This is a genomic window from Cupriavidus sp. 05N38, assembly GCF_056397345.1.
Genome location: NZ_JBFTNF010000050.1, coordinates 1 through 23,665, shown reverse-complemented (window position 1 = coordinate 23,665; position 23,665 = coordinate 1). Strand labels below are relative to the sequence as shown.

The 23,665-nt window shown below is 64.1% G+C and carries 23 protein-coding genes, 1 rRNA gene and 1 pseudogene; 8 read left to right on the top strand and 17 right to left on the bottom strand.

What is annotated here, in order from left to right; genetic code table 11:
- Nucleotides 1-47 precede the first annotated feature (47 nt).
- The 4 genes from argE to AC1DK4_RS28925 form a co-directional block, all read right to left on the bottom strand.
- Nucleotides 48-1,223 (bottom strand): acetylornithine deacetylase, encoded by a 1,176-nt coding sequence (argE, locus tag AC1DK4_RS28940; protein ID WP_441620915.1) that lies wholly within the window; start codon nt 1,221-1,223, stop codon nt 48-50.
- A gap of 83 nt (nt 1,224-1,306) precedes the next feature.
- Nucleotides 1,307-2,266: a LysR family transcriptional regulator gene (locus AC1DK4_RS28935; protein WP_441620917.1), complete on the bottom strand. Its 960-nt coding sequence runs from the start codon at nt 2,264-2,266 to the stop codon at nt 1,307-1,309.
- A gap of 110 nt (nt 2,267-2,376) precedes the next feature.
- Nucleotides 2,377-3,048, bottom strand: a complete 672-nt coding sequence (locus AC1DK4_RS28930) for a DUF1028 domain-containing protein (protein ID WP_441620919.1) — start codon at nt 3,046-3,048, stop codon at nt 2,377-2,379.
- A gap of 6 nt (nt 3,049-3,054) precedes the next feature.
- Nucleotides 3,055-3,468, bottom strand: a complete 414-nt coding sequence (locus tag AC1DK4_RS28925) for a RidA family protein (protein WP_441620921.1) — start codon at nt 3,466-3,468, stop codon at nt 3,055-3,057.
- Nucleotides 3,469-3,987: 519 nt separating this feature from the next.
- Here AC1DK4_RS28925 and AC1DK4_RS28920 point away from each other — a divergent pair.
- From AC1DK4_RS28920 to AC1DK4_RS28910, 3 genes are all read left to right on the top strand, one after another.
- Nucleotides 3,988-5,013: an ABC transporter substrate-binding protein gene (locus AC1DK4_RS28920; RefSeq protein ID WP_441620923.1), complete on the top strand. Its 1,026-nt coding sequence runs from the start codon at nt 3,988-3,990 to the stop codon at nt 5,011-5,013.
- A gap of 93 nt (nt 5,014-5,106) precedes the next feature.
- Nucleotides 5,107-5,955, top strand: coding sequence for an ABC transporter permease (locus AC1DK4_RS28915; protein WP_441620925.1), 849 nt, complete (start codon nt 5,107-5,109; stop codon nt 5,953-5,955).
- Between the two features lie 3 nt (nt 5,956-5,958).
- Entirely contained in the window at nt 5,959-6,780 is an 822-nt protein-coding gene (locus AC1DK4_RS28910; protein WP_441620927.1) for an ABC transporter permease, read from the top strand.
- Here the strand turns inward: AC1DK4_RS28910 and AC1DK4_RS28905 are convergent.
- The 10 genes and pseudogenes from AC1DK4_RS28905 to AC1DK4_RS28860 all read right to left on the bottom strand — a co-directional run bounded on the left by AC1DK4_RS28905 (nt 6,732) and on the right by AC1DK4_RS28860 (nt 14,596).
- Nucleotides 6,732-7,013, bottom strand: a complete 282-nt coding sequence (locus AC1DK4_RS28905; protein WP_441620929.1) for a hypothetical protein — start codon at nt 7,011-7,013, stop codon at nt 6,732-6,734. The two genes, AC1DK4_RS28910 and AC1DK4_RS28905, sit on opposite strands and share 49 nt — an antisense overlap.
- Nucleotides 7,014-7,165: 152 nt before the next feature.
- Entirely contained in the window at nt 7,166-7,987 is an 822-nt protein-coding gene (locus AC1DK4_RS28900) for a putative hydro-lyase (protein ID WP_441620930.1), read from the bottom strand.
- Between the two features lie 26 nt (nt 7,988-8,013).
- Nucleotides 8,014-9,357, bottom strand: a complete 1,344-nt coding sequence (locus AC1DK4_RS28895; RefSeq protein WP_441620932.1) for an MFS transporter — start codon at nt 9,355-9,357, stop codon at nt 8,014-8,016.
- A gap of 536 nt (nt 9,358-9,893) precedes the next feature.
- Entirely contained in the window at nt 9,894-10,133 is a 240-nt protein-coding gene (locus AC1DK4_RS28890; protein WP_441620934.1) for an acyl-CoA carboxylase biotin carboxyl carrier protein subunit, read from the bottom strand.
- Nucleotides 10,134-10,150: 17 nt separating this feature from the next.
- On the bottom strand, nt 10,151-10,915 hold the full coding sequence (locus tag AC1DK4_RS28885; protein WP_441620936.1) for a LamB/YcsF family protein: 765 nt from the start codon (nt 10,913-10,915) through the stop codon (nt 10,151-10,153).
- Nucleotides 10,908-11,870 (bottom strand): 5-oxoprolinase subunit C family protein, encoded by a 963-nt coding sequence (locus AC1DK4_RS28880; RefSeq protein ID WP_441620938.1) that lies wholly within the window; start codon nt 11,868-11,870, stop codon nt 10,908-10,910. Before AC1DK4_RS28880 ends, AC1DK4_RS28885 begins: the two co-directional genes overlap by 8 nt.
- The gene (pxpB, locus tag AC1DK4_RS28875) at nt 11,867-12,628 is read right to left on the bottom strand and encodes a 5-oxoprolinase subunit PxpB (protein ID WP_441620940.1); all 762 of its coding nucleotides are present in this window, start codon (nt 12,626-12,628) and stop codon (nt 11,867-11,869) included. Before pxpB ends, AC1DK4_RS28880 begins: the two co-directional genes overlap by 4 nt.
- Nucleotides 12,625-12,990 carry a hypothetical protein gene (locus AC1DK4_RS28870; protein WP_477117201.1) on the bottom strand — a complete coding sequence of 122 codons (366 nt, stop codon included), beginning with the start codon at nt 12,988-12,990 and terminating at the stop codon, nt 12,625-12,627. Before AC1DK4_RS28870 ends, pxpB begins: the two co-directional genes overlap by 4 nt.
- A gap of 147 nt (nt 12,991-13,137) precedes the next feature.
- Nucleotides 13,138-14,036, bottom strand: a pseudogene (locus tag AC1DK4_RS28865) (ATP-binding protein); the annotation flags it as partial.
- Nucleotides 14,037-14,161: 125 nt separating this feature from the next.
- Nucleotides 14,162-14,596: a VOC family protein gene (locus AC1DK4_RS28860; protein WP_253930999.1), complete on the bottom strand. Its 435-nt coding sequence runs from the start codon at nt 14,594-14,596 to the stop codon at nt 14,162-14,164.
- A gap of 166 nt (nt 14,597-14,762) precedes the next feature.
- Here AC1DK4_RS28860 and AC1DK4_RS28855 point away from each other — a divergent pair, with 166 nt between their 5' ends.
- Nucleotides 14,763-15,641: a LysR family transcriptional regulator gene (locus AC1DK4_RS28855; protein WP_441620942.1), complete on the top strand. Its 879-nt coding sequence runs from the start codon at nt 14,763-14,765 to the stop codon at nt 15,639-15,641.
- A gap of 594 nt (nt 15,642-16,235) precedes the next feature.
- On the opposite strand, the gene AC1DK4_RS28850 is transcribed toward AC1DK4_RS28855, so the two are convergent.
- Nucleotides 16,236-17,153, bottom strand: coding sequence for a LysR family transcriptional regulator (locus AC1DK4_RS28850; protein WP_441620944.1), 918 nt, complete (start codon nt 17,151-17,153; stop codon nt 16,236-16,238).
- A gap of 168 nt (nt 17,154-17,321) precedes the next feature.
- Here AC1DK4_RS28850 and AC1DK4_RS28845 point away from each other — a divergent pair, with 168 nt between their 5' ends.
- The 4 genes from AC1DK4_RS28845 to AC1DK4_RS28830 are packed head-to-tail and all read left to right on the top strand — an operon-like array spanning nt 17,322 to nt 21,326.
- Complete coding sequence (locus tag AC1DK4_RS28845) at nt 17,322-18,287, top strand: tripartite tricarboxylate transporter substrate binding protein (RefSeq protein ID WP_441620962.1); 966 nt, start codon at nt 17,322-17,324, stop codon at nt 18,285-18,287.
- A 38-nt stretch (nt 18,288-18,325) separates the two neighbouring features.
- Entirely contained in the window at nt 18,326-19,336 is a 1,011-nt protein-coding gene (locus tag AC1DK4_RS28840; protein WP_441620946.1) for a Bug family tripartite tricarboxylate transporter substrate binding protein, read from the top strand.
- Between the two features lie 54 nt (nt 19,337-19,390).
- Nucleotides 19,391-20,452 carry an isocitrate/isopropylmalate dehydrogenase family protein gene (locus tag AC1DK4_RS28835; protein ID WP_441620948.1) on the top strand — a complete coding sequence of 354 codons (1,062 nt, stop codon included), beginning with the start codon at nt 19,391-19,393 and terminating at the stop codon, nt 20,450-20,452.
- 4 nt (nt 20,453-20,456) lie between these two features.
- Nucleotides 20,457-21,326: an amidohydrolase family protein gene (locus AC1DK4_RS28830; RefSeq protein ID WP_477131931.1), complete on the top strand. Its 870-nt coding sequence runs from the start codon at nt 20,457-20,459 to the stop codon at nt 21,324-21,326.
- A 663-nt stretch (nt 21,327-21,989) separates the two neighbouring features.
- On the opposite strand, the gene AC1DK4_RS28825 is transcribed toward AC1DK4_RS28830, so the two are convergent.
- Both AC1DK4_RS28825 and rrf read right to left on the bottom strand, forming a co-directional pair.
- Entirely contained in the window at nt 21,990-22,754 is a 765-nt protein-coding gene (locus AC1DK4_RS28825) for a flagellar brake protein (protein WP_441620952.1), read from the bottom strand.
- Between the two features lie 821 nt (nt 22,755-23,575).
- A 5S ribosomal RNA gene (gene rrf / locus AC1DK4_RS28820) occupies nt 23,576-23,665 on the bottom strand; the annotation flags it as partial.

Genomic DNA, 23,665 nt, shown 5'->3' with positions numbered 1-23,665 from the left:
TAGCGTCTCCGAGGCGTCTGGGCCGAAGCTGGCCTGGACGCCAGGACTCATTGACAGAGAAACTCGACGAGGCCGGCCAGCATGCGGTCGCAGGCTTCGATCTGCGCCAGCTCCACATACTCGTCGGCCTTGTGTGCGACTTCAATGCTCCCGGGCCCGCAGATCAGCACTGGCGTTTCGTTCCAGCTCCGCTGGAACAATCCACCCTCGCTGCCATAGTCCACCTTGGCGCATGGGGTGCCCGGAGGGAGCAGCGAGGCGAGCAGGCCGACAGCGGGCGAATCCTCGCGGGTGTTCAGGCTGGGATAGCTGTTCGTCATCTGGATGTCTGGCAAGGGCGCCGCAGGATCCAGCGCCTCATTCTTGACGCGCTCGGCCAGGCGTTCCAGGACGCGCTTCAGGATCAGATCGGGTCTATCTTCCGAGACGTTGCGAATCTCGAAGCTGACTTCGCATTCGCTGGGCACGATGTTCAGGGCGCGGCCGCCGTGGATGACGCCGGCGTGGACCGTGCTGTAGGGCACGCCGTAGCCCTCGTCGCGCGGGCCGCTTTCCGCCAGCTCACGCTGCACGTCCCGCAGGGATGCGACGAGGTCGCTGGCCATGTGGATGGCGTTGAAGAACCTGGGCGCCAGGCCTGAGTGGCCGGCCTGGCCGCAGCAGACTGCCCGGTAGGCAGCCTTGCCCTTGTGACCGGTGCCGATCCGCATCAGGGTCGGCTCGCCGACAATGCACAGGTAGGGTGCGGGGAGGCTGTTCTCCAGGCGGCGCAGCAGGTGGCGCACGCCAACGCAGCCGATTTCCTCATCGAAGGACAGCGCTAGCTGCAAGGGGCGCCGGAGCGGCTGCCGAGCGGCTGCCACCATGGCGGTGACGGCGCAGGCCACGAAGCCTTTCATGTCGGCTGTGCCGCGTCCGTAGATGCGGCCATCCCGGTGCGTTGCCTCAAAAGGGGGCGAAGTCCAGGGCTGGCCGTCCACCGGCACCACATCGGTATGGCCGGAGAGCAGGACGCCCGGAATGCCCACCGGACCGACCGTCGCAAACAGATTGGATCGGCTGGGGTCTTGCGGGTCGGGCGCGAGCATCGATTCGATGCCGGCTTCCGCCAGGATGTCCTGGACCTTGTGGATGAGCGCGATGTTTGGCGTCAGGGAAACCGATGCGAAAGAAATGAGCGTCTCCAGGAGCGAGACGCTTGCGGAAGAGGTGTGATTTTCCATCTCTGGCGTTTTTGATGGGGTATTGCCGAATGCGGCATGACCGATGAAGATGGCGCTTCTGGACGCCGACTCAGGACGCCGATTCAGGGCGCTGCTATATGGGGATCGAAGAAACTTGGAGCGCTCATTCCGGGAATGTATTGGTCGGAGATATAAGCGCGGCAGCGTTCCATGAAGACTCTCGTCAACCTTGACTGTTTCATCGGCTTGTAGGTCGCCAGGCCGAGCAGCATGGGCCGATGGGTACCGGCAAGGCGAACCCGCACCATGCGTTTTCCATCGAGCGACTGATTGGATTTGGGGCGCACATTGAAGAGCGCATAGCCAATTCCGTTGGCGACCAAGGCCCGGACTGCTTCCGTAGACTGCGAACGCGCAGCGATGTTCGGCGTCACGCCGGCCTCTTCAAACAGGGAGGCGAAATAGTCCCGGCTCATCGGTATATCGAGCAGGACGTAGGGTTCGGGCGCCAGCTCTTCGAAGGAGACGACTTTCTGCTGCGCCAGCGGATGGACCTCACTCACCAGGACATAGGGCGGCATGGTCGCCAGGCTCTCGAACTGGATGTCATCGCCAAGGTGCAGGTCGTAAGTGATTGCCAGGTCGATCTCGAGCGCATGGAGCTTGTTCATCAAGACCTCCTGGTCGCCTTCGACCATCTGCAGCTCGATTTTCTTGAAGGCGCGCGAAAAACCGAAGATGACCTCGGGCGCAATCATGGGCGTGAGCGACTGAAAGCTTCCCACCCGCAAGGTGCCCTGGATGACGTCGCTCGAGTCGGAGGCGATTTCATAGAGTCGGGACGACCGTCCGAGCATATCTTCGCAGTGTTGCAGGACCAGCGTGCCGACGGGGGTCAGTCCAATGCCCTTGGAAGGATGGCGCACGAACAGCTGCGCGCCCAGTTCGGCCTCGATATGGGCGATGGCTGCGGAGATCGAGGGAGAAGAGATATGGATTTGCGTCGACGCAGCGGAAATGCTGCCATGCTTCGCCGTTGCGACGAAATACTCCATCTGGCGCAGGGAAATGCGATTGAGCATGTCGGGATCAAGAAAAGGTGAACGGTCCAGTGTACTGGAGAAAGTTTGCCCTTTCGAGCGCCGGCCGCCTGGCCGGCGCTGTCACGCTGTCATTCGATGCATCGGTCAGGTCAGAGGTTTCCAGGAACGCCGAAGCTGGGCGCCGCACGGGGATCGAGCGCCCGCTTGACATAGTCCTTCAGCTGCGGCGCGTAAACCTGCCAGACGGCATAGAGGGCCTCGACCGGATTGTTGTCCACCCAGTCCAGGCGCAGATCCACGACAGGCCAGTTTTGCGCATCGTACACCAGCAGGCCTGCCGAGTGCACCGGGCCTTCCTCGCCGCCGGCGGCCTGGCCGGCGAGCATGGCCTGCATCAGCCGTTCCGCCAGCGCGCCTTCGGTCTGCTCGAAGGCCGACAGCATGGCCTGGGGCACGTCACGCGTCGCCAGCATGTTGCCTGCGCATGCGGCATGGGTGCCGACCACGCTTGCCAGGGTGCCAAGCGCCTTGGCACCCGTGAAAACCCTCGGCGGGTTGTGCGCGTCGATGGCCATGAGCTGGCGGTACTCGATATGCGGGCGCTTCTGCAACTCGGCGAGAGCGCCTTCCGGCGTAAGGCCGCTGGCCATCAGGTCCAGGGCTAGGGGGCCCAGATCCGGGTCGGTAATGTTCTGGCTCGCGGCTGCGCCCACCCCTTTGCGGCCGCGGATGCAGCGCGAGGCAACTGCCGGTGACGAGGACGCCACGGCGGCGCCGAACTGGCCGGTGGCGGGGCACCGCGCGATGATGGAAAAGGTCATGGCAGCTCAGCCAGGGATGACAGCGGTGGCGTCGATCTCGACCAGCCACTCGGGGCGGGCCAGAGCCGATACGACGATGCCGGTCGAGACCGGAAAGACACCCTTCAGCCAGCGGCCCACGACACGATAGACCGCTTCGCGGTAGCGCGGGTCGATAATGTAGATCGTGATCTTGCAGATGTCCTCGAGCTCGCCGCCGGCTTCCTTGAGCAGCATCGCGATGTTGGCCATGGCCTGCTCCGCCTGTCCTGCGACGTCCCCGATGCACACGCTCTCCGAGGTGTCGAGGTTCTGGCCGATCTGCCCTCGCAGAAAAACGGTACTGCCTCGCGCGACCACGGCTTGGCAAAGGTCGTTGTCCAGATTCTGTTCAGGGTAGGTGACCTTCGTGTTGAAGGTGCGGATGCGGGTATGCTTCATAGTCGATTCAGGTCCATTCAGCAGGTGGCGGGAGGTTGGGGGCGATGCACCCGAGTGCATGGTCATGCGCAGCCGCTGGCGGCGCCATTTGTATTTTCCGGCTGGCCGTTTAGGAATTTCCGAATACCACCGAACCTCAGACGGCCGCTAACCTGTTCCAGACGGCGGAACAATCCACAACCCCATCGGGAAATGTGAGGCACCCCTACGAAAAAGCCGACTTGGCCGCATGGTACGACTTTCACATCATAGGCTCGGTAATTCGAAGTCATTGCGTCGAAGTCATTGCGTCAAGGTCGTTGCCTCAGCGCAATTGCGCCGGCGTCGTTGCATGGCCTTGCTGTACTACGTTTACTGTCCGCGGCCACGTGCTTGCAGGGTGCGCCTGCGCTGATCACGCATGCCTTACGCCTCCCTGGCCAGCAACGTTTCGCTGCATTGTGATTGCGTTTCTCGGTAGCACGTTTCAGCGTATTTCCAGTTCTATCAGATGTTTATCTTTTCGATTGGGGGAAGTAAATGACGATTCGCAAGATTTTGACCCTTTGCGCACTCGCCGCCACGCTTGGCAGTACGGCGGCATGGGCGCAGGAAGCCTTGGTGGTGAGCACATGGGGCGGCAGTTTCCGCGACCTCATCGATGAAAGCATCGGCAAGGAATTCACGCGGCAAACCGGGGTGCCGGTCAAGTACATCACAGGCGGCACCATCGACCGCCTGAACAAGGCAAAGCTTGCCTCCAAGCCCGAGAGCGACGTTACCTTCACGACTTCCCACGTCGGCTGGCTCTACGCCAACGGCAATCTCTTTGAAAAGCTGGATACGAGCAAGATTCCGAATTACACGCATATGGTCGATCGCGCCAAGATCAGCCCGTATCACATCGGCAGCTGGGCCTATGTCTATACCATCGGCTATCGCGCTGACCTGGTGCCGCCCAGCATCAAGTTCGAGAGCTGGAACGACCTGTGGAATCCGGCCCTGAAAGGCAAGATTGGCGTGCCTGACTTCGATCCGAGCCATGTGGTCGCGGTTTCGGCCATGCTGTCGGGAGGCGATGCGAAAAGCTGGGAAAAGGGCCAGGACAAGCTCAAGGCGCTCAAGCCCAACTTCAAGGCGTTCTATACCAATGACGCCAATGCGCAGCAGTTGATCGCCTCCGGCGAAACGCCCGTGCAGGTCATCCTGTCGATCAACGCCTATCACATGATCAGTCAGGGTGTGCCCATCAAGTTGGTCACGCCGAAGGAAGGCGCTGTGCTCGGCATCGATACCATGGCCATCACCAAGGGCTCGACCAAGGCCGATCTGGCTTACAAGTTCATGAACATCGCCTTGTCCCCGGACGTCCAGTCGAAGATCGTGGCCTTGAAGAAGGCGAGCCCCGTCATCGACGACGCCAAGGTTTCGCCTGAAGACGCCAAGCTGCCCGGCGTGTTCACGACGAAGGAACAGTGGGAAACGGCCATCGTCGTAGACCACAAACTTCGCGCCGAGAAGACTGCGGAATGGCGGAAGTGGTTCACTGAGAACGTCATGAACTGAACCCGATATTAAGGGTATGGAGGGAGGGGCGCCGCGGCCATGCACCGCACCGAGCCTCCCTCGCCGATTGAGCATCTGGAATAAGGCTTAAGAATGCGCTCCGATCCTCGAGCCTGGCTGGTCTCCCCAGCCGTACTTGTCGCGCTGTGCATCGCAATTTCGTTGATTGCGGTCCTGCAGTTCAGCTTCCGGGCGTATGTGCCCGGCTCCCTGGATGTCGGCGGATTCACGTTCGCCAACTTCAGCGGCTTGACCAAGTCGATTTATCTCGACGCGTTCTCCAACACCTTGCGGCTGAGCGTGGAGACGACCGTCTTTTCGCTGCTAGTTGCGTACCCGCTGGCCTATGCACTGGTGCGCGTCAGGAGCCGAGCGCTCAAGTCCTTCATCCTCGTGGTGTCCATCACGCCCCTGTTTCTGGGGGAAATCGTCCGGACCTACTCCTGGATCGCCGTCCTGGGCAGCAATGGCTTCATCAATGGCACGCTGCGAAAGCTCGGCTTGATCGACTGGCCACTGGAACTGATGTTCACACACCTGGGCGTGCTGGTCGCGCTGGTGCACGTGACGATTCCCGTCGTGGTCCTGATGCTTGCCACGGCGATTTCGCATATCGACCGGGACTACGAGAAAGCCGCCCAGAGCCTAGGTGCCGGCCCGGTCAGGACCTTCCTCACGGTCACGCTTCCGCTTTCAATGCCGGGCATTCTGGCTGGCATCACAACTGCGTTCGCCTGGACCTTCAGCGCCTTTGCGACGCCTCAGATGATTGGCGGAGGCCGCGTGCCGACGGTTTCGACGCTGGTGTACCAGCTTGGCTTCGCTTCCATGAACTTCCCGCTTGCGGCCAGCCTGAGTGTCATGGGCTTGCTGCTGACCGCCGCGGCGCTCTTTTCCCTGGGGCTGTTCACCAAGCGACTGAAAGCCGTTGGAGGACACTAAAAAATGAGAATCAAAAGCGCTTTGCCTTTGCCGCTGCGTATCGCGGGTCCGCTGCTCATCGCCATCCTGCTTGCATTCGTGCTGTTGCCGGTCGTGGTGGTGACGATCGCCGCCTTCAACGAAAAGGCGATCATCACTTTCCCGCCTGAATCCTATTCGCTGACATGGTTTGCACGTGTCTTCAGTTATCCGGATTTTCGGGATGGATTCCGCGCCAGCCTCGTCATCACCGGATGGTCCTCGTTCATTGCGCTGGTGATCGGGACCTGCCTGTCGATTGTCGTCAAACGGCTGGAATTCCCCGGCAAGCAGACGCTGCTGGCCATCCTGCACTCTCCGCTCGTGGTGCCGCACTTCACGCTGGGGCTGGGCCTGCTCATCCTGGTGTCACAAGCCTCCATACACCGCTCATATGGCGTCGTCATCCTGTGTCACGTGATGCTGGTGCTGCCGTTTGTGCTGAAGAGCGTCTATGTTTCCATGGAGAACCTGGACGCAAGGCTTGAACAGGCGGCAGCAAGCCTCGGTGGGTCGCCGCTGAAGGTGCTTTTCACGATTACGATTCCGCTGCTCGCGCCGGGGCTGTTTGGCGGCTGGTTGTTTGCGGCGATCATGTCGTTCAGTGAATTCACCGCATCGCTTTTCGTCACAACGCAAGACACGCAGACACTGCCGGTTTCCATGTACAACTATGTACGGGAGTTTGCCGATCCGACGCTGGCCGCACTGTCAGTCGTCTATATTGCCGTGACGGCTAGCGTGCTTGCCTTCGCGAACTATTTTCTGGGCTTGGGGAAAATCCTCAATATCGAGGAAGGGCATTGACCGGCGGCACGCCGCAGTGCCGTTTCCAGTTGCGCGCGCAGCTCGATGGCGCTGGCGCGCACCTGCGCAATGGCCACCTGCACGCGGATGCGTTCCAGCTCCGTCGAGAATTGGGTACGCAGCTCCAGCAGCTGCCGCTCGAGCGCCTCGACCTGGCGTATGCCCTCCTCCTGCCCTGTGACCTTCGCGCGCCCTGTCGCGGCCGCGAGGGGCATCGAGACGGTGATCGTCAATGGCGCCATCGCGTGGCGCGGCGGAGAGAGCACCGGCGCCCGTGCCTGGGCGGTGATCCGCCGCAACGATGCCGCCCGAGCTTAGCGCATGCAGTTGCGGCGGTTCCCGGTAGCTCCGGTGCCATCCTTCATTACACTTTATCTTCCCGCGCTCACAGTAACCTCAACCCATCGGCAGGCACGTCGCATACCAGCATGTGCCCCGGCGCATGGGTGATGCACAGCGGCGGACGCGCCATCATGGCCGCCGCCTGCGGCGTCACCCCGCACCCCCAGAACACGGGAACCTCCCCGGCCAGGATCACGGTCGGCTCGCCTTCGTCCGGGCGGCCGATGTCCGCGATGCCGATCGCGGCGGGGTCGCCCATATGAACCGGCGCCCCGTGCGCCCCCGGCAACCGGGCGCACACGGCCCAGGCGATGGCCGCCTCGTCCGGCGTGTAGGGCCGCATCGACACCACCATTGGCCCATGGAAGGCACCCACGCGCGTGGTCCGGATGCTGGTGCGGTACATCGGCACGATCTTGCCTTCGTCGACGTGCCGCACGCGCAAGCCGGCGCGCTCCAGCGCGTCCTCGAACGACAGCGAGCAGCCCAGCACAAAGCCCACGAAATCGTCCTGCCAGAGCGCGCTGATATCGTCGCGCTCCTCCACCAGTTCGCCATGGCGCCACACACGGTAGCGCGGCACGTCGGTGCGAAGGTCGATATCGCCGCCCAGCATCGGCACCGCGGGGCTGCCCGCTTCGGTCATGCCGATCAGCGGGCATGGCACCGGGTTGGCCCGGCAGTACCCGAGGAAATCCCCGGCCCAGGCCTTGGGCAGGATCATCAGGTTGCCCTGGCCATGGCCGGGCGCCATGCCGCTGGTATTGCCGTTGTACCGGCCACTGCGGATGCCGGCGCGGGCGCCAGTCGGCGTGGCGGCCCAGCCGGGCGCAAGCCCGGCCGCGGCGTGGATACCTGCGTCCATCTCCAAGCTCCGGTTGCGGTCCGTCATCAGTCGAGGGCCTGGCGGGCGGTTTCCTTCACGCCCAGCAGGGCCAGCAGGCTGACTGCCGCGCCGCCCATGAGCAGGTAGGCCGGACTGAGCAGGTTGCCAGTGCTGCCGATCAGCGCGGTGGCCACGTACGGCGTGAGCCCGCCGCCAAGGATGGCGCCGATGTTGAAGCTGAACGCCATGCCGGTGTAGCGCACGCGGGTCGGGAACTGCTCGGCATAGGTCGGATAGCCGACGGACTGCACGATGGGCATGGGCAGCGCCACCACCATCATGGCGAGAAAGGCCAGGCCGATGCTGTGGTTGTCCATCAGCATCATCATCGGCAATACCAGCACCATGTAGGCGCAAAAGCCGATGGCAAGCACCTTGCGCCGGCCGAGCCGGTCGGACAGTCCGCCCCACAGCGGCATCAGCATGGCCATGGTCAGGCTGACGAACGCCATGATCCAGTACACCGTTGCCTTGTCGTACTTGAGATAAGTGGTCATGTAGATGTTCATGAACACCAGCCCCACCCAGTAGCCCACGTTCTGGCCGAAGGACAGCAGCATCACCTTGACCACGGCGGGCATGTGCGAGGTGAAGACTTCCTTGAGCGGCGCCTTGGGCGGCTCACTGTGTTCCTGGAACTGCTTGAAGGCCACGGACTCTTCCACGCGCTTGCGCACCATCGACGAGATCACCACCATCGGGATCGCCATCAGGAACGGAATGCGCCAGCCCCACGCCTGCATCTGCACGGGCTCCAGCAAGCCGGTGGTGATGCCGCACACGGTCGCGGCCAGCGCGCCGCCCACGGCCACGCCCACCGGCGTGAAGGCGCCGTAGAAGCCGCGCCTGCCCTTGGGGGCGGACTCGGCCACATAGGCCGCCGCGCCGGTGACTTCGCCGCCGGCGAAGAAGCCCTGCGCAAGGCGGATGGCCAGCAGCAGCAGCGGCGCCACGATGCCCGCGCTGGCAGCCACCGGCAGCAGGCCGATGATGCCGGTGGCAATGCCCATGCCGATCACGGTGACCAGCAGCACGGCGCGGCGGCCGACGCGGTCGCCCAGGCGCCCAAGCACGATGCCGCCGATCGGGCGCATCAGGAAGGCGCTGCCGAACACGGCCAGGATGGCCAGCAGCGAAGCCGTGGCGTTGTCGCTAGGGAAGAACAGCGGGCCAATGGTGGAGGCCATATAGCCGTACACGCCGAACTCGTAATACTCGATGGCGGTACCGGCCGCGGCGGCCATGGCGGCTTTGCGGGCGACGGTATTGCCGGTTGCCGGCGCCGTGGCAGGGGTGGATGCCGGCGCCGCGTCGGGCATCGGCAGGGATGAGGTGGGGGCGTTGGACATGTTGTCAGTTTCCAGGATGCAACGGGGTAGAAAATCCAGTCCAGGCGTGGTGAAACCCCTGGATGAACCAGCGCTGAAGCACGAACACCTGCCACGATGGCCGTCCTGTGCCTGAAACTTCCTGGTGCACAGGCCGGGCTCGCGTCTTGTTTTTATTTCCGGAGAGCTAACCACCTGCCGGGAATCGCGGGCCTTTAAAAGCCACCGGGATTCATGCTTCATCGATTACACCGGATACTTTGCAACAAGCATGCCAGCGGCGATTTCGTTAAAAACACGGAATTCCGGGCGTTACGATTCCTGACTGAGAAAAGCCATATGATTCGGGGATTTAATGCGCCCCGCCGCACCACAACAATGAACCTGTCGTCCCGCCCTGGGGCAGTAAACGCACCGAAACCGGTATCGTCCGCAGCCAGCTGGTGATTCATTTCCCAACCCACGGGATCATTGAGAAAACGGCCAGACCGTACGGCCCGGCCGACGCCACCAAATCTATGTCAGCGGCGAATTTACAGCTTTATCAACAGCGTGCTTCAAGCAGCAGGAATAAAGCTGCCCAATACCTGGCCTTCTTCCACCATTTCACCTTCGGCCACGCAATACGATTCGATATAACCTGCCGATCCGGCCTCAATCGGTATTTCCATTTTCATGGATTCGATAATCAGAAGCGTGGCATCCTTTACCTGCATCTCGCCGGGCTGCGCCACGAGTTTCCAGAGGGTGCCAGCGGTGTCTGCCACGATGGATATGGGGGATTTTGTGTGGGGCATATTCTGTTTGTCCGTAGCTATCGTGATTGCGGTGCGCGCACCGTGATGCCCTCCGCCTCCAGCGCGGCGCGGATGCGGCGGGCAAACCCGGCCGCGCCCGGCTGGTCGCCGTGGATGCAGAGCGTGTCCGCCCGGACCGGCACGTCCACGCCGCCCAGCGAGCGCACCACACCGTCGCGCACCATGCGCAATACCTGCGCGATGGAAGCCTCCACATCGGTGATCATGGCGCCGGGATGGCTGCGCGGGGTCAGCGAGCCATCGTCCTGATACGTGCGGTCGGCAAATACCTCCTGCGCCACCGCGAGTCCGGCCTCGCGCGCGGCCGTGACCAGCGCGGAGCCGGCCAGGCCGTAGAACACCAGCGACGGATCCACATCGCGCACCGCCTCGCACAGCGCGCGCGCCATGACGCCATCGCGCGCGGCCTGGTTGTACAGCGCGCCGTGCGGCTTCACATGCGCGAGCCGGCTGCCGGCCGCGGCGGCGAACGCCTGCAGGGCGCCAACCTGGCAGACCGTGATGTTGTAGATCTCCTCGCGGCCGAGCTGCATGGCGCGCCGTCCAAAACCCTGCAGATCCGGAAAGCCCGGATGCGCGCCGAGCGAGACACCGAGCGCAGTGGCGGCGCGCACGGTGGCTGCCATGGTCTGCGCATCGCCCGCGTGAAAACCGCAGGCAATATTGGCGGAGGTGACATGCGGCAGCACGGCCGCATCGTCACCAAGCCGGTAGATACCGAAGCTCTCGCCCATATCGCTGTTGAAATCGATCTCAGCCATGCGCGTGCTCCCCTGCCGTTGCCGTATCCATGGCTTCGAATATTGCGTCCTGCAGCAAGGCAAGGCGCTGGGCTTCCCGCAGATCGATCAAGGCAAAGCGCACCGCCTCGCTCGGCATCTTCTGCGCCAGGCGCGGCAGGTCCACCGCGCACACATGGGCAATCTTGGGATAGCCGCCGGTGGTCTGGCGGTCCGCCATCAGCACGATGGGCTGGCCATCGGGCGGCACCTGGATCGTGCCGAAGGCCACGGCCTCGGACAGCATCTCGGCAGGTGCGGCCAGCGCGAGCGGCGTGCCTTCCAGGCGATACCCCATGCGGTCCGATTGCGCGCCAATGCGAAACGGCTCGCTGACGAGCGCATGCCTGGCCGCATCCGAGAAACACGCCCATTCGCGTCCGGCGACGACGCGCACGGGCAGATCGGGCGCGGTGAGGACATCGGCCGGAAACGCCGGGGAACCGGCATCGCGGACCGGTGCGGCCACGCCGCCGCGCAAGGCAATGTGGTCGCCCTTGCGCAACGGCTTGCCGGCCGCGCCGCCATAGCCGCCGCGCACAAAGGTGCTGCAACTGCCCATGACCGGCGTCAGCGCAAAGCCGCCGTGCACCGCAAGGTAAGCGCGCAAGCCGCTGCGGCGCTTGCCGAAGGCCAGCACCGCGCCCGCGGCGACGGGCACCGCACGGTTCAGCGGCACGGGCGCGCCGTCGAGCGTGGCATCCAGATCCGCGCCGCACACGGCAATCACGGCCGGCTCATGGAACAGCAGCGTGGGGCCCATCAGCGTGATCTCCAGCGTGGCTTCTGCCGCGGCGTTGCCGGCCAGCGCGTTCGCCAGCCGGTGGGCGCGCTCGTCCATGGCGCCGTTGGCCGGCACGCCGAGTTGCTGGTAGCCGTCGCGGCCGAGATCCTGGAAGGTGCTCAACGCACCAGGCTTGATCACTTCGATGCTCATGGCTGCACGCCTCCGTCCGCCTGCATGGATTCGAATACGTCGGAAGAGATCGGCACGAAGCGCACACGATCGCCGGCGGCCAGCAGGCACGGCGACGCGCGATGCGGGTCAAACAGCGCCACGGGCGTGCGCCCGATCAGGTTCCAGCCGCCGGGTAAGGTCATGGGATAGATCACGGTCTGCCGATTGGCAAGGCCAATCGAGCCCGCCGCCACCGCGGTACGCGGCGTGCTCCGGCGCGGCGGCGAAAGGCGCGCGTCGAAGCGGCCCACATAGGGATGCCCCGGCGCGAAGCCCAGCATCAGCACATCGACCGGCTCGGCGCTATGCAGCGCGATGACCTGGTCGGGCGACAGGCCACAGGTGGCTGCCACATCGTCCAGGTCGGGACCATGCTCGCCGCCATAGCAGACGGGAATATCGATCACCAGTGGCGCGCCCGCGCTTGACGAAAGCCCTTCGCGCAGGAGTTCGCCGATCATGGCCGAGAGCACCTCGAACAGGGCGCTGGTACCCGTCGCGCGGGCCACGGCGATCGGCTTGTAGTGCACGCCCACGGTGGTCAGGGCGGGCACGATGTCGGTCACGCCGGGCAGGGCCGCGGCGGCGATCCGCGCCGCTGCCGCGCACGCCTGGCGGTTGATGGCGATATCCGCCACCGTGCCGAACTCCACAATCAGGCAGCGATCGCCGGACGGCGCGATCCGCCAGGACGTTTGCGCGGCCGGCGCGGCCTGTTCCACGTCCTGCGCGATCATGCCCGCACCTCCACGGCGGATGGCGCAGGCACAGCCACCGGCGCGGCGGACTCGCCCACCAGCACCGCCAGCTCGCGCTCCACAAAACCGGTATCGACGCGCCCGGCACGGAAGTCCGCATGGTCCAGCACGCGGCCAAGGAACACGGCGTTGTGCCGGATGCCTTCGATCACGGTTGCGCCGAGCGCCGCCTGCATGGTGGCGATGGCGGTTTCGCGGTCGGTGCCAAAGGCAATCAGCTTGGCGATCATCGGATCGTAGAACGGCGTGATGGCATCGCCCTCGCGCACGCCGGTGTCCACGCGCAGCCCGGCCATGCCCGCCGGCAGGCAAAAGCGCGCCAGCTTGCCCGGCGATGGCATGAAATGGCGCGCCGGGTTCTCGGCATACAGCCGGCACTCGATGGCCGCGCCGGCCCGTCGGATATCTTGCTGCGCGCAGGGTGCGAGCGTGCCGGCGGCGAGCCGGATCTGCGCCTGTACCAGGTCCCAGCCTGTGATGGCCTCGGTCACGCCGTGCTCCACCTGGATGCGCGTGTTCATCTCCAGGAAGAAGTACTCGCCGCTGTCCGCGTCGAGGATGAACTCGACCGTGCCCGCGCCGCCGTAGCGCTGGTGCGCGGCCAGCGCCACCGCCGCCGCGCTCATGCTGGCCAGCACGGCGGCCGGCACATTGGGCGCCGGGCTTTCTTCAATGATCTTCTGGAAACGGCGCTGCACCGAGCATTCGCGCTCGAACAGATGCACCGCCGTGCCATCACCGAAGCCAAACACCTGCACCTCGATATGGCGGGCGCGCGGGACATAGCGCTCCAGGTAGATGCTGGCGTCGCCAAAGGCCTTCAGGGCCAGTGCCTGGGTGGACGCCACCGTGGCCGCCAGCGTGTCTGGCCCGTCAACGCGCTTCATGCCGATGCCGCCACCGCCGCCGGCGGCTTTGACCAGCACGGGATAGCCAACGCGCTGGGCCTCGGCGTGCAAGCGCGACAGGTCTTCGGGCAGGAAGCGGATACTGCCGGGCAGCACCGGCACGCCGCACGCGGCGGCAATATCGCGGGCGCGGTTCTTGTCGCCCATGTTCTCGATCGACTCGACGGACGGGCCGATCCACTGCATGCCTTGCGCTTGCGCCGCACGGGCAAACACGGTGTTCTCGGAGAGGAAACCATAGCCCGGGTGCACCCATCGGCGCCGTGCGCCGTGCCAGCGGCGAGCACCGCTTCCACATTCAGGTAGCTCTGCGCCGCCGGCGCGGGACCTACCGCAACGGCAATGTCGGCCATCTCGCAGTGCAACGCGCCGGCATCGGCGGCGGAATGCACAGCTACGGTTTCCATGCCGAGCGCCTGCGCGGCGCGGATGATACGGCAGGCAATCTCGCCACGGTTGGCAACCAGGATTCTTCGCATATCGACTAACTCTTGCAGCTACTGCGTGGGGGCGATGCACGCGGGGCGGGCAAGCCCTGCCCCGCGTGCGGCGGCCGGCCTTGTGGCCGGTCTCACTCTGGTCTGACGTGGGTCCGACGTTGGTGTTACTTGGCGAACAGCGAAGCGATATTGGCAAAGGCCTTGAGCTCCAGCGCGTTGCCCGACGGGTCAAGGAAGAACATCGTGGCCTGCTCGCCTACCTCGCCCTTGAAGCGGATATGCGGCTCGATGATGAACGACAGGTTGGCGGCCTTGAGCTTGTCGGCGGCGACATGCCACTGGTCCATCGGCAGCACCACGCCAAAGTGACGCACCGGCACGGCATCGCCATCGACGGCGCTGGTGTGGCGGTGGCCCGCTTCTTCCGGCGCGAGGTGGGCCACGATCTGGTGGCCGTAGAAGTTGAAGTCGACCCAGTCCGGCGCGCTGCGCCCTTCGGGGCAGCCCAGCAGGTCGCCGTAGAACTCGCGCGCGGCGGCGATGCTGTGGACGGGGAAGGCAAGGTGGAACGGGGCGAGGACGGGAGTGATTTCGCTCATGGCGCTTGGGGATTGAAGTGTTCGAAGTGTTGTGGGGGTCGGGTCTTGGCACGCCGCCGGCAACGTTCCGGCCGCTGCACCAATGAGGGAAAGTCTAGGCATGGCAACCAATTAAAAAAAGCGATATATTTTTGACCTTAGCTACACGAAAATTGATGAAACGATCATGCTGCGCGAATTCAAGACCTTTATCGCCGTAGCCCGGCACGGCACCTTTGCCAGCGCGGGCGCGCGCATCGGGCTGACCCAGTCGGCTGTCAGCGCACAGATCCACCGCCTGGAGCAAGAGCTTGGCTTCATCCTGTTCGACCGCACGGGCCGCTCGGCGCGGCTGAACGCCGCCGGCCGGGAAACCCTGGCGCTGGCGGAGGAACTGATGGCGCTCTACGCGCGCATCGGCGAGCACGGCGGCGCCACGGAGCGCAGCGGCATGGTGCGGGTGGGCTCGATCGCCTCGGCACAGGTGTCATACCTGATCGACGCCATGGCCGCCTTCCGCGCCGAGCTGCCCGGCTGCAGGATCCGCGTTGTGCCGGGCGTGTCCCTGAACCTGCTTGGCCAGGTGGATGCGGGCGAGATCGATATCGCGGTGATGATCCGGCCGCCCTTTGCGCTGCCGTCGGAGCTGGAGTGGCGCACGCTGGTGATGGAGCCGTTCGTGCTGCTGGCGCCGGCCGCCATGGCAGGCCAGGCGTGGAGCGACGCGCTGGAATCCGCGCCCTTTATCCGCTATGACCGCAGCTCGTTCGGTGGCCGGCTGGTCGACCAGTTCCTGCGACAGTCGCGGCTGGCGGTGCAGGACGCCATCGAGCTGGACGAGCTGCAGGGCATTGTGCAGCTGGTAGCGCGCGGCCTTGGCGTGGCGCTGATCCCGCAAACGGCGGCGCAAGGCCCTTGGCCGCATGGCGTGACTGCCCTGCCACTTGGCGACGATACCTTTCACCGCGAGATCGGGCTGGTGGAGCGGCCGCGCCATAGTCGTCAGCCGGTGGCAAGCCGGCTCGCCGAGTACATCAGCGAGGCGGCGTCAGACTACAAGGTGTAGGCAGCCCACATCCCGCCCGCCGCCTTGCACGACGTCGCCCCCTTCAGCGCGTCCCGCGGTTGCCTGACACGCGCGTCGGAAGGTTGTCTCCTTGGTAGGAGACCGCGCCAAACCGGGGGCGAGCGACCGGACCACAACTCCTGCTTCCGGAATCGACATTCGCGCATTCCTTCATTTGCTCTTCGCAAAGGAAGGCGATGCTTGACAGCCGCCTGTGAGCATGCTTTCTCCGGCCAAGGCCGGCGCACATAGCCCGTCTGGTTGATGTCATGCGCAACGCCGATCCCGCCTTCTGGTTCGCTCGGTCACGATCCCGCAACGGCAGGTCACGTTCGTCCGAAATACGCATCTTGTGCCTTCTGGAGGCGATCGACGCGCCTATTTGAACTTCAGGCGGGACAAGAGGAACGCGGCCCGGCCAGCGTGCGTGAGAGATGCCATCGAGAGAGATGGATAAGTATTTCTTTTGGGGTAATTGCTTCGGCGCGCTCGCTACTCCAGCGCGCGACCACCAGCCACGGCATCGCTTGAGGCCGCCCAACGCCGGACGGCTGGGCGTCGGGGATGCCTGGTTGTAAGGTCTCTCCGACAATACTATTTCTTCCTCCGAGTTTTCTGCGCGGGTCCACCGTAGGAGGCCACCAGCAGATCGTGGAACGCCTGTGCGGCTGGAGCCAGCGGTCGGCCTCGAAGCTTGATGATACCGATAGTACGAACGATCTCCGGCTCGACCAGCGGGACGCTGACCAGGCCGGCCGGATGGTTGGCAGGCACGGCGTAGGCCGGCACGGCACCTATGCCGATGCCCGCTTCGATCAGGCTCACCAGCGCCGGTACATGACGGACTTCGCAGGTCCACGCCGGACGTGCTGCGACCGCCGATAAGCCTTGATCGATCAGCATGCGATTGCCGCTTCCCGGTGCGAGCGTCACGCATTCGTACTCTGCCAACTCGGTCCAGGTGACCTGACGCCTCTGCGCCAGAGGATGCTCCGGCCGGCACGCAAGGACGAAGTGCTCCTCAAGCAGCGGCTTGAACTCCAGATCCGGCTCTTGGGTTCCCAGGTAACTGACGCCAAAGTCCGCCTCCGAGCGCCCCACAGCCAGCAATATCTCCGAGGCGGTCTCGTCCAGCAGACGCACGTGGATACGGGGGTACGCCTGGTGGAATTTCCTGACCACATCCGCCAGGAAGCTACCGATGGCGGAAGGAATGCAGGCCACGGAAACCTGCCCACGAAGGCGGTCAGACAAGTCCGTCATGCCGAGCAACGCACTCTCAAGCTCGTTCAGGACGTGCCGGGCCTTGGGTATGAAGTTCCTGCCCATCGCGTTGAGTTCCACCTTGCGGGTGGTGCGCTCAAGCAGGCGGAATCCCAGCGCTTGCTCCAGTTTGTCGACCCTGCGTGAGAGGGCCGGCTGGGAAATATGCAGCGTCGCCGAGGCCGCCCGGAAGCTGCAAAGGTCCGCAACAGTCACAAATGCGCGCAAATCTGCGAGATCAAAATTCACTCGATTTCGGCATCAATCGATAGGATATTTGCACTTTACAGCAAATTCCATCCACCCGATCATTGCCGCTCAGTCATGCGTGCGGTCCGTGGGAGTACCCGCGCAGACCACGCTACCGGTGGCAACGATCCATGGCTGGCACGCAACCAAAATAACGGAGACACACGCATGTCCATTTCCATTCGCGGTGTGCTGGCCGCGCTGGCGGCATTCCCGCTGCTGGCGGGGGCCGAGCCCGCCTATCCTTCCCGGCCGATTACGCTGGTCGTCCCGTTCGCGGCAGGCGGCGGCACCGACAGCATCGCGCGTGACATCGCGAAGAACATGTCGGATCGCCTTCACCAGCCGGTGATCATCGATAACCGTGGCGGCGCTGGCGGTGCGCTGGGTGCTGACATCGTGGCCAAGGCCAGACCGGACGGCTACACGCTGCTGTTCGCCACGTCGACCTTCGCTACCAGCGCGGCCGTCGAACCCAGGCTCCCGTATGACCCGGTCAAGTCCTTCACTCCGGTCGCCATGATCGGCCGCGGGCCGCTACTGGTCGTGACCTCGAAGCAACTTGGGGTGCAGAACATGGCGCAGTTGATTTCGGCTGCGAAGGCACGACCCGCTGGCTTGAATTTCTGCTCGGCCGGCAATGGCAGCATCAACCATCTGGCAGGCGAAATGTTCCGCCAGAAAGCTGGCCTGACGATGACGCATGTGCCCTTCAAGGGCAGTGGTCCGGCCACGGTCGAATTGCTGGCCGGGCGCATCGATCTTTTCTTCGCCACGGTGCCAACCATCCTGCCCTACGTGCGTGGTGGCAAGGTGTCAGTGCTGGCGGTCACCAGCACGAAGCGCTCGCCGCTGTTCCCCAATGTGCCGACGATTGCCGAGGCAGGCGTCGCGGGTCTCGACATCACCACCTGGTGGGGCGTGCTCGCGCCAGCCCGAACGCCGGCACCCGTCATCGAAGCACTCAATCGCGCGGTCAATGAAGCCGCCGCTGCCGATCCGGTCAAGGCGCGGCTGGTGCAGGAAGGTGCCGATTCCGCCCGGCTCACGCCAGCCGCCTTTGGTCAGGCGTTGAACAAGGAACTCGCACTGTGGCGCGGCGTGGCAAGCCACCCGGGCATGCAATGGCAATGAGGAGGCTCCCCGCTTCGGTTCGATCAAGGAGACATGGATTGGAAACGGCCATCACAGACGCGCGGGCATTCACGGGCCGCAGACGATTCCTGCGCACTGGCGTTGCCGCCGCGGCCAGCGGGCTGCTCGGCACCGCGTGGGCAAGCAAGGACTATCCGGCAAAGCCCATCACCGTCATCGTGCCCTATGCCCCTGGCGGGCAAGGCGATGTCTTTGCCCGGTTGATCGGTGAACGGCTCGCCCGTGCACTGGGGCAACCGGTGGTTGTCGACAACCGGCCCGGCGCAAGCGGGGCACTGGGCAGCCGGTTAGTGGCCAGGGCCCCGGGCGACGGCTATACGCTGCTGTTAGGGCAAACCGGTGAGATTGCGATCAACGGATCCGCCATGAAAGCGCCCGGCTATGACACGCTGAAGGACTTCCGGGCCGTCGCGCTGGTCGGCAACGCGCCGCTGGTGTTGGCCGCACCCGCCAGCGCGCCTTTCAGCGGCCTGGGCGAGTTGCTGCAGATGGCGCGCAGCAAACCGGGCAGCGTGTCCTACGCGTCGTCCGGCACGGCCACGCCGGGCCACCTGGCAGCGGCCGCCCTGGCCATCGGAACCCGGACCGAGATGGTCCACATTCCGTACAAGGGCGCCGGACAGGCGATCACCGACCTGATGGGCGGGCAGGTGCAGTTCTTCTTTTCCAGCGCCTCCGCCATCATGCCTCACCTCAAGGGCGGCAAGATCAAGCCGCTGGCCGTATCCACCCCCCGCCGGGTGCCAGCGCTGCCCCAAGTGCCTACGGTAGCGGAGTTGGCCGTGCCGGGTTTCGATTTCAGTCTCTGGGGCGGCTACTTTGCGCCACGCGAAACGCCCGAGGCCATCGTCACGCTGCTCAATGCCGAGATCAACAGAATCATTGCCGAGCCTGCCATCCGTGCGCGCTTCGAGGCAGACGGCAGCGCCGTCGAGCCGGTTACGCCAGCGCGATTCGATGCATTCGTGCGCGCCGAACGCCAGAAGTTCGCGCAACTCGTCAAGGCAGCGGGTGCTTACGTTGAATGACCGTGTGCCCGCATATCGCTTTGCTCTTTCCCCTCGCACAATCAAGGACCAAACATGAAAATCGTCGTGCTTCCCGGTGATGGCATCGGCCCCGAAACAATGGCTGCCACGCTCGAGGTGCTGCGTGCCGTATCGTCGCGCTTCCGGCTCAACCTTGAATTCGACCTGGATGTATCCGGCCATGAGAGCCTGCGCCTCCACGGGGCCACCGTGACGCCGGCGTTGCTGCAGAAAGTGAAGTCCGCCGATGGCCTGATGCTCGGACCGATGGCCACCTATGACTTCAAGGATGAAGCCAGGGGCGAGATCAATCCCTCGAAATTCTTCCGCAAGGAACTGGACCTGTACGCCAACGTGAGGCCATCCCGCACCTATCCGGGCCTGCAGCACCGGGCTGGCGAGTTCGACCTCGTCGTCGTGCGCGAAAATACCGAGGGTTTCTATGCCGACCGCAATATCGAGTCTGGCGGCAGCGAGATGCTGATCACGCCGGATGTTGTCATCTCGTTGCGTCGCATTACGCGCCAATGCTGCGAGCGCATTGCACGCTCGGCGTTCGAGCTGGCCATGACACGCCGCAGGCATGTCAGCATCGTGCACAAGGCCAATGTGCTGAAGATCGGCGATGGCATGTTCATCGACATCTGCCACCAGGTGGCGCGCGAGTTCCCGGAAGTACAGGTCGACGACTTCATTGTCGACGCAATGATGGCACACGTGGTGCGCGCCCCGCAGCGATTCGACGTCATCGTCACGACCAACATGTTTGGTGACATCCTGTCCGACCTGACTGCCGAATTGTCCGGCAGCCTGGGCCTGGGCGGCTCGCTGAACGCCGGCAAGGACCATGCAATGGGCCAGGCGGCACACGGATCGGCGCCGGACATTGCCGGCCAGGACATTGCCAATCCTTTCTCGCTGATTGTGTCCGCCGGACAACTGCTTGGCTGGCATGGCCAGCGCAGCAACCTGCCCGCCTTCCTGGCTGCTGCGCGCGCCATCGACGAAGCGATGATCGCGGCGATCCAGTCGGGCGAGGCCACGCGCGACGTCGGCGGCCGCCTGGGCACCGCTGAAACGGGCCGCGCCTTCGCCCGACGCCTATTGGAAGCATAACGACATGCGCGACACTCCTGCGCTACCGGCAGGCGCCTGGGACTGCCACACCCACGTCATCGGCGCGCGCACCGACTATCCCATGGTCGCCCAGCGGCACTACACACCAGGACCGGCATCGCTTGAGGACCTGTTTGCGCACCTGTCGCGGCATGGCCTGYAACGCGTAGTGATCGTGCAGCCCAGCATCTATGGCACGGACAACCGGTGCATGCTCGACAGCCTCGACCGCCTGCAGGGCGCGGGCCGCGGCGTGGCCGTGCTGGACGAGGACGTGGACAACGAGGCCTTGCGTGCCATGCGTGCACGCGGCGTGCGTGGGCTGCGCCTCAACCTGGAAAGCAGCGGCCTGTGCGACGCCGGCGCCGCGCAGGCGGAGCTCGCACGCTGGGCCGGCCGCATCGCCATGTTCGACTGGCACCTGCAACTCTATGCCGACCTGGATGTCATCCTGGCCATGGCTGGCCAGCTTGCGAAACTGCCAGTTCCGGTCGTGCTGGACCATTTCGCCATGGTGCCTACCACACTGGCCCATGACGACGCGCGCGCGATCGCCTTGCTGACGCTGCTGCGCTCCGGCAACGTCTACATCAAATTCTCCGCGCCGTACCGGCTCGCGTCGGCTGGCATGCCGCCGGACGACGCAGCCAGTGCGTGGGCCGCGCTGTTCCTGCGGACTGCGCCACGACACGTGCTGTGGGGTAGTGACTGGCCACACACCGCACGGGATCCGCGCAGGTCACGGCATGAGGTCTCCGCCTACCGGACGCTGCCGGAGGGAGCGCTCGCGCGCTCCATCCGAAACTGGCTGCCCACGCAGGAGCTTAGGCAGCAGGTCCTGGTGGAAAACCCGGCTCGCCTCTACGCGCCGTGATGAGAAAGCTGTGAGGAGAGGTCGTGGCGCGGCCGCCGTGCCCATCTTCAAGGCGGGATGTGGCCGCCTTGTCCAGAAGCCAGGTAATCGCTTGCGCGCTAGATTTCGATCGACGTGGGTTAGGTGAAGAGATTTGGGGCGGCGCCGGATCCGGCGCTGTGCCGTCTGGTGGGAGCGTTGGACTTCAGGGTTGTTCCAGGTGGTGGTTGCTGTGAGCTCCTCAGCGCCGGCCACGGCGGCGTCCTGCGCCCTCGCCTGCACCGCCGTCAGYTCGGCGCGCAGGTCCGCCGCCTGCTCGGCCTTCTGCCGCAGCGTGCGCTCCTGGTCGATCTCGCGCAGCGCGCGGCGCTCGGTGGCCGCAGCCCGTTCCTGCCCCACGGCCACCTGCTCGCGGGTGCGTCCCAGCTCCGTCGAGAATTGGGTACGTAGCTCCAGCAGCTGCCGCTCGAGCGCCTCCACCTGGCGTACGCCCTCCTCCTGACGCGCCCGCGCGGCCGCGTGAGCGTTCCTTCGTGCGCGTCTGTGGGGCAGGCTTGGCAGCCGCCCCTTTAACGCTGACTCCAGGAACGAGATGTCATTATTGCGATGTTGCGATACCAAGCAGCAACAGGGGCCACTACAGGCGCAGAGGGGCTGCCGGATTGACCTGGCAGGGCTTCCCAGTCATTCGCGACCCGCCAGCTCAATCTGGTAGACCATGCGCTGGAGGAAAGTTTGCTGGCCGGGGGCGAGTGAAACAAAGGCGCAGCCAATGTGATGCATATCACGGCGGCCGTGTTGGACTAGCCCTTGCCCCACCACTTGTAGATCGACCTCCAGTTTGCCCAGGTCGCCAAAATCGAGGCTGCACTTCTTCAAAATCGTGCCGACCGACAACTGGCCAGCGCTAACAGCCTTCGAGCGCAGGCCCACTCCGGACAGCGACAAATCGGCGATGTCCAGCGTCAGAATTCGCTCGTCGGAGGTGCGCAGCTCGCAGTTATAAGCCATGTTAACGAGCGCGGACGCACGGGGATGAGAGCGGCGCTCAAAATGGTACAGCTGAGATGGGAAGGCTGCAGCGCAGGCCGGCTCGCCCCGATACTTGACTGGATATGGCCGTCCGACGGTGAAGTCAATTTCTACACCACGTAGCGTAGTGGAGAAAACAATCTCGTCCGAAGCCAGTAACAAATCCCGCTCGGCATCGGTGCGGCAACCGTCGAAGATGAAGGTACCGTTTGCGGGGTCGACCTTCAGCAACGTGGAAGCAATCTCGTATTTGTCGAGGGTGCGGATTCTGACCTCGCACCCTAGCCAAGCGAGATCTAGGAACACAGCACTGATTTGTACGTGCTGGGTCAGTCGGTAGCGGTCATCCAACATGCGAAGGCTTGGCGGTAGCGAGCGATTGACATGTTGCTTGTCGTTGGTGCTGTTGATGTTCATGAAATCGTCCAACAGAGAGGTTTCGACGAGGGCTACTCAAAGAATCCTTGCCGAGGTCGCACCAGCGGATGCCGGTCACACCGCGATGCCATGGAAGCAGGCCGCTGTGTAGCCAAATTCCCTGGCGRCCATCGTCATCGCTCCTGCTGTGAGCACGACCCAAAGCAGGAACATAAGGAAGATGCCGACCCACGACTTTCGTGCGAGCTCGTTCAGTCGAATCGCACCTTGGTTATCTCGAAGTTTGGAGGCCATTTCTGTTCCCGTTTCTTGGCGGATGGGGGCGGATCGCGTTCCGAGCCGCTTAGTCCCATCCTACCGACGCCAGCGCGAAGTCAAGTGCGCGCCGAGGTCCCGACAAAGGACTGCAGAATTACAAGGCATCCGATCTTGGGTAAACGGCAGGAAAGTTGCTTCGCTGAAGCCCTACGTTAGAAGGGGGAGTCGAATGGAAGGGACTTCTTTTGGTGCGAATCTGGCGGTAGCCAGCCGGAGAGGCGCTTGCAGTAAGGCTTCGTGGCCGCCCGCACTTTGTGCGGGCGGCGTTCTTGTAATCCATTGATCTGTATGAATTTTTGGTGCCAAACCGCCAGATTTCGCACCCAAAGTACGATCAGCCCTGTAACGGGTTCGGTCAACTGAGTCACTGTGCCCACGCTCCTCTCGTGGACACAGTCGGTCATGCGTGTCCATCGCGAACGATGTTGGCATTCCGTTCGCCCGACGGCCAGATGGTACGAGTCACACGCTTACAGACATTGCTCGGCCGCCCCAAAAGCAAAACCCCCCAGTACTTGCGTACTGAGGGGTTTCAAGGGAGAGCCTGGCGATTACCTACTTTCACACGGGTAATCCGCACTATCATCGGCGTGGAGTCGTTTCACGGTCCTGTTCGGGATGGGAAGGGGTGG

Excerpts from the sequence above, each read along its gene's own strand:
- AC1DK4_RS28900 (WP_441620930.1), bottom strand. The coding sequence starts at position 7,987 with ATGGACGCAGGTATCCACGCCGCGGCCGGGCTTGCGCCCGGCTGGGCC.
- AC1DK4_RS28845 (WP_441620962.1), top strand. The coding sequence starts at position 17,322 with ATGTCCATTTCCATTCGCGGTGTGCTGGCCGCGCTGGCGGCATTCCCG.
- argE (WP_441620915.1), bottom strand. The coding sequence starts at position 1,223 with ATGGAAAATCACACCTCTTCCGCAAGCGTCTCGCTCCTGGAGACGCTC.
- AC1DK4_RS28890 (WP_441620934.1), bottom strand. The coding sequence starts at position 10,133 with ATGCCCCACACAAAATCCCCCATATCCATCGTGGCAGACACCGCTGGC.
- AC1DK4_RS28895 (WP_441620932.1), bottom strand. The coding sequence starts at position 9,357 with ATGTCCAACGCCCCCACCTCATCCCTGCCGATGCCCGACGCGGCGCCG.
- AC1DK4_RS28910 (WP_441620927.1), top strand. The coding sequence starts at position 5,959 with ATGAGAATCAAAAGCGCTTTGCCTTTGCCGCTGCGTATCGCGGGTCCG.
- AC1DK4_RS28915 (WP_441620925.1), top strand. The coding sequence starts at position 5,107 with ATGCGCTCCGATCCTCGAGCCTGGCTGGTCTCCCCAGCCGTACTTGTC.
- pxpB (WP_441620940.1), bottom strand. The coding sequence starts at position 12,628 with ATGATCGCGCAGGACGTGGAACAGGCCGCGCCGGCCGCGCAAACGTCC.
- AC1DK4_RS28935 (WP_441620917.1), bottom strand. The coding sequence starts at position 2,266 with ATGCTCAATCGCATTTCCCTGCGCCAGATGGAGTATTTCGTCGCAACG.
- AC1DK4_RS28920 (WP_441620923.1), top strand. The coding sequence starts at position 3,988 with ATGACGATTCGCAAGATTTTGACCCTTTGCGCACTCGCCGCCACGCTT.
- AC1DK4_RS28870 (WP_477117201.1), bottom strand. The coding sequence starts at position 12,990 with ATGCCATCGCCGGGCAAGCTGGCGCGCTTTTGCCTGCCGGCGGGCATG.
- AC1DK4_RS28880 (WP_441620938.1), bottom strand. The coding sequence starts at position 11,870 with ATGAGCATCGAAGTGATCAAGCCTGGTGCGTTGAGCACCTTCCAGGAT.
- AC1DK4_RS28825 (WP_441620952.1), bottom strand. The coding sequence starts at position 22,754 with ATGAACATCAACAGCACCAACGACAAGCAACATGTCAATCGCTCGCTA.
- AC1DK4_RS28835 (WP_441620948.1), top strand. The coding sequence starts at position 19,391 with ATGAAAATCGTCGTGCTTCCCGGTGATGGCATCGGCCCCGAAACAATG.
- AC1DK4_RS28885 (WP_441620936.1), bottom strand. The coding sequence starts at position 10,915 with ATGGCTGAGATCGATTTCAACAGCGATATGGGCGAGAGCTTCGGTATC.
- AC1DK4_RS28930 (WP_441620919.1), bottom strand. The coding sequence starts at position 3,048 with ATGACCTTTTCCATCATCGCGCGGTGCCCCGCCACCGGCCAGTTCGGC.
- AC1DK4_RS28855 (WP_441620942.1), top strand. The coding sequence starts at position 14,763 with ATGCTGCGCGAATTCAAGACCTTTATCGCCGTAGCCCGGCACGGCACC.
- AC1DK4_RS28925 (WP_441620921.1), bottom strand. The coding sequence starts at position 3,468 with ATGAAGCATACCCGCATCCGCACCTTCAACACGAAGGTCACCTACCCT.
- AC1DK4_RS28860 (WP_253930999.1), bottom strand. The coding sequence starts at position 14,596 with ATGAGCGAAATCACTCCCGTCCTCGCCCCGTTCCACCTTGCCTTCCCC.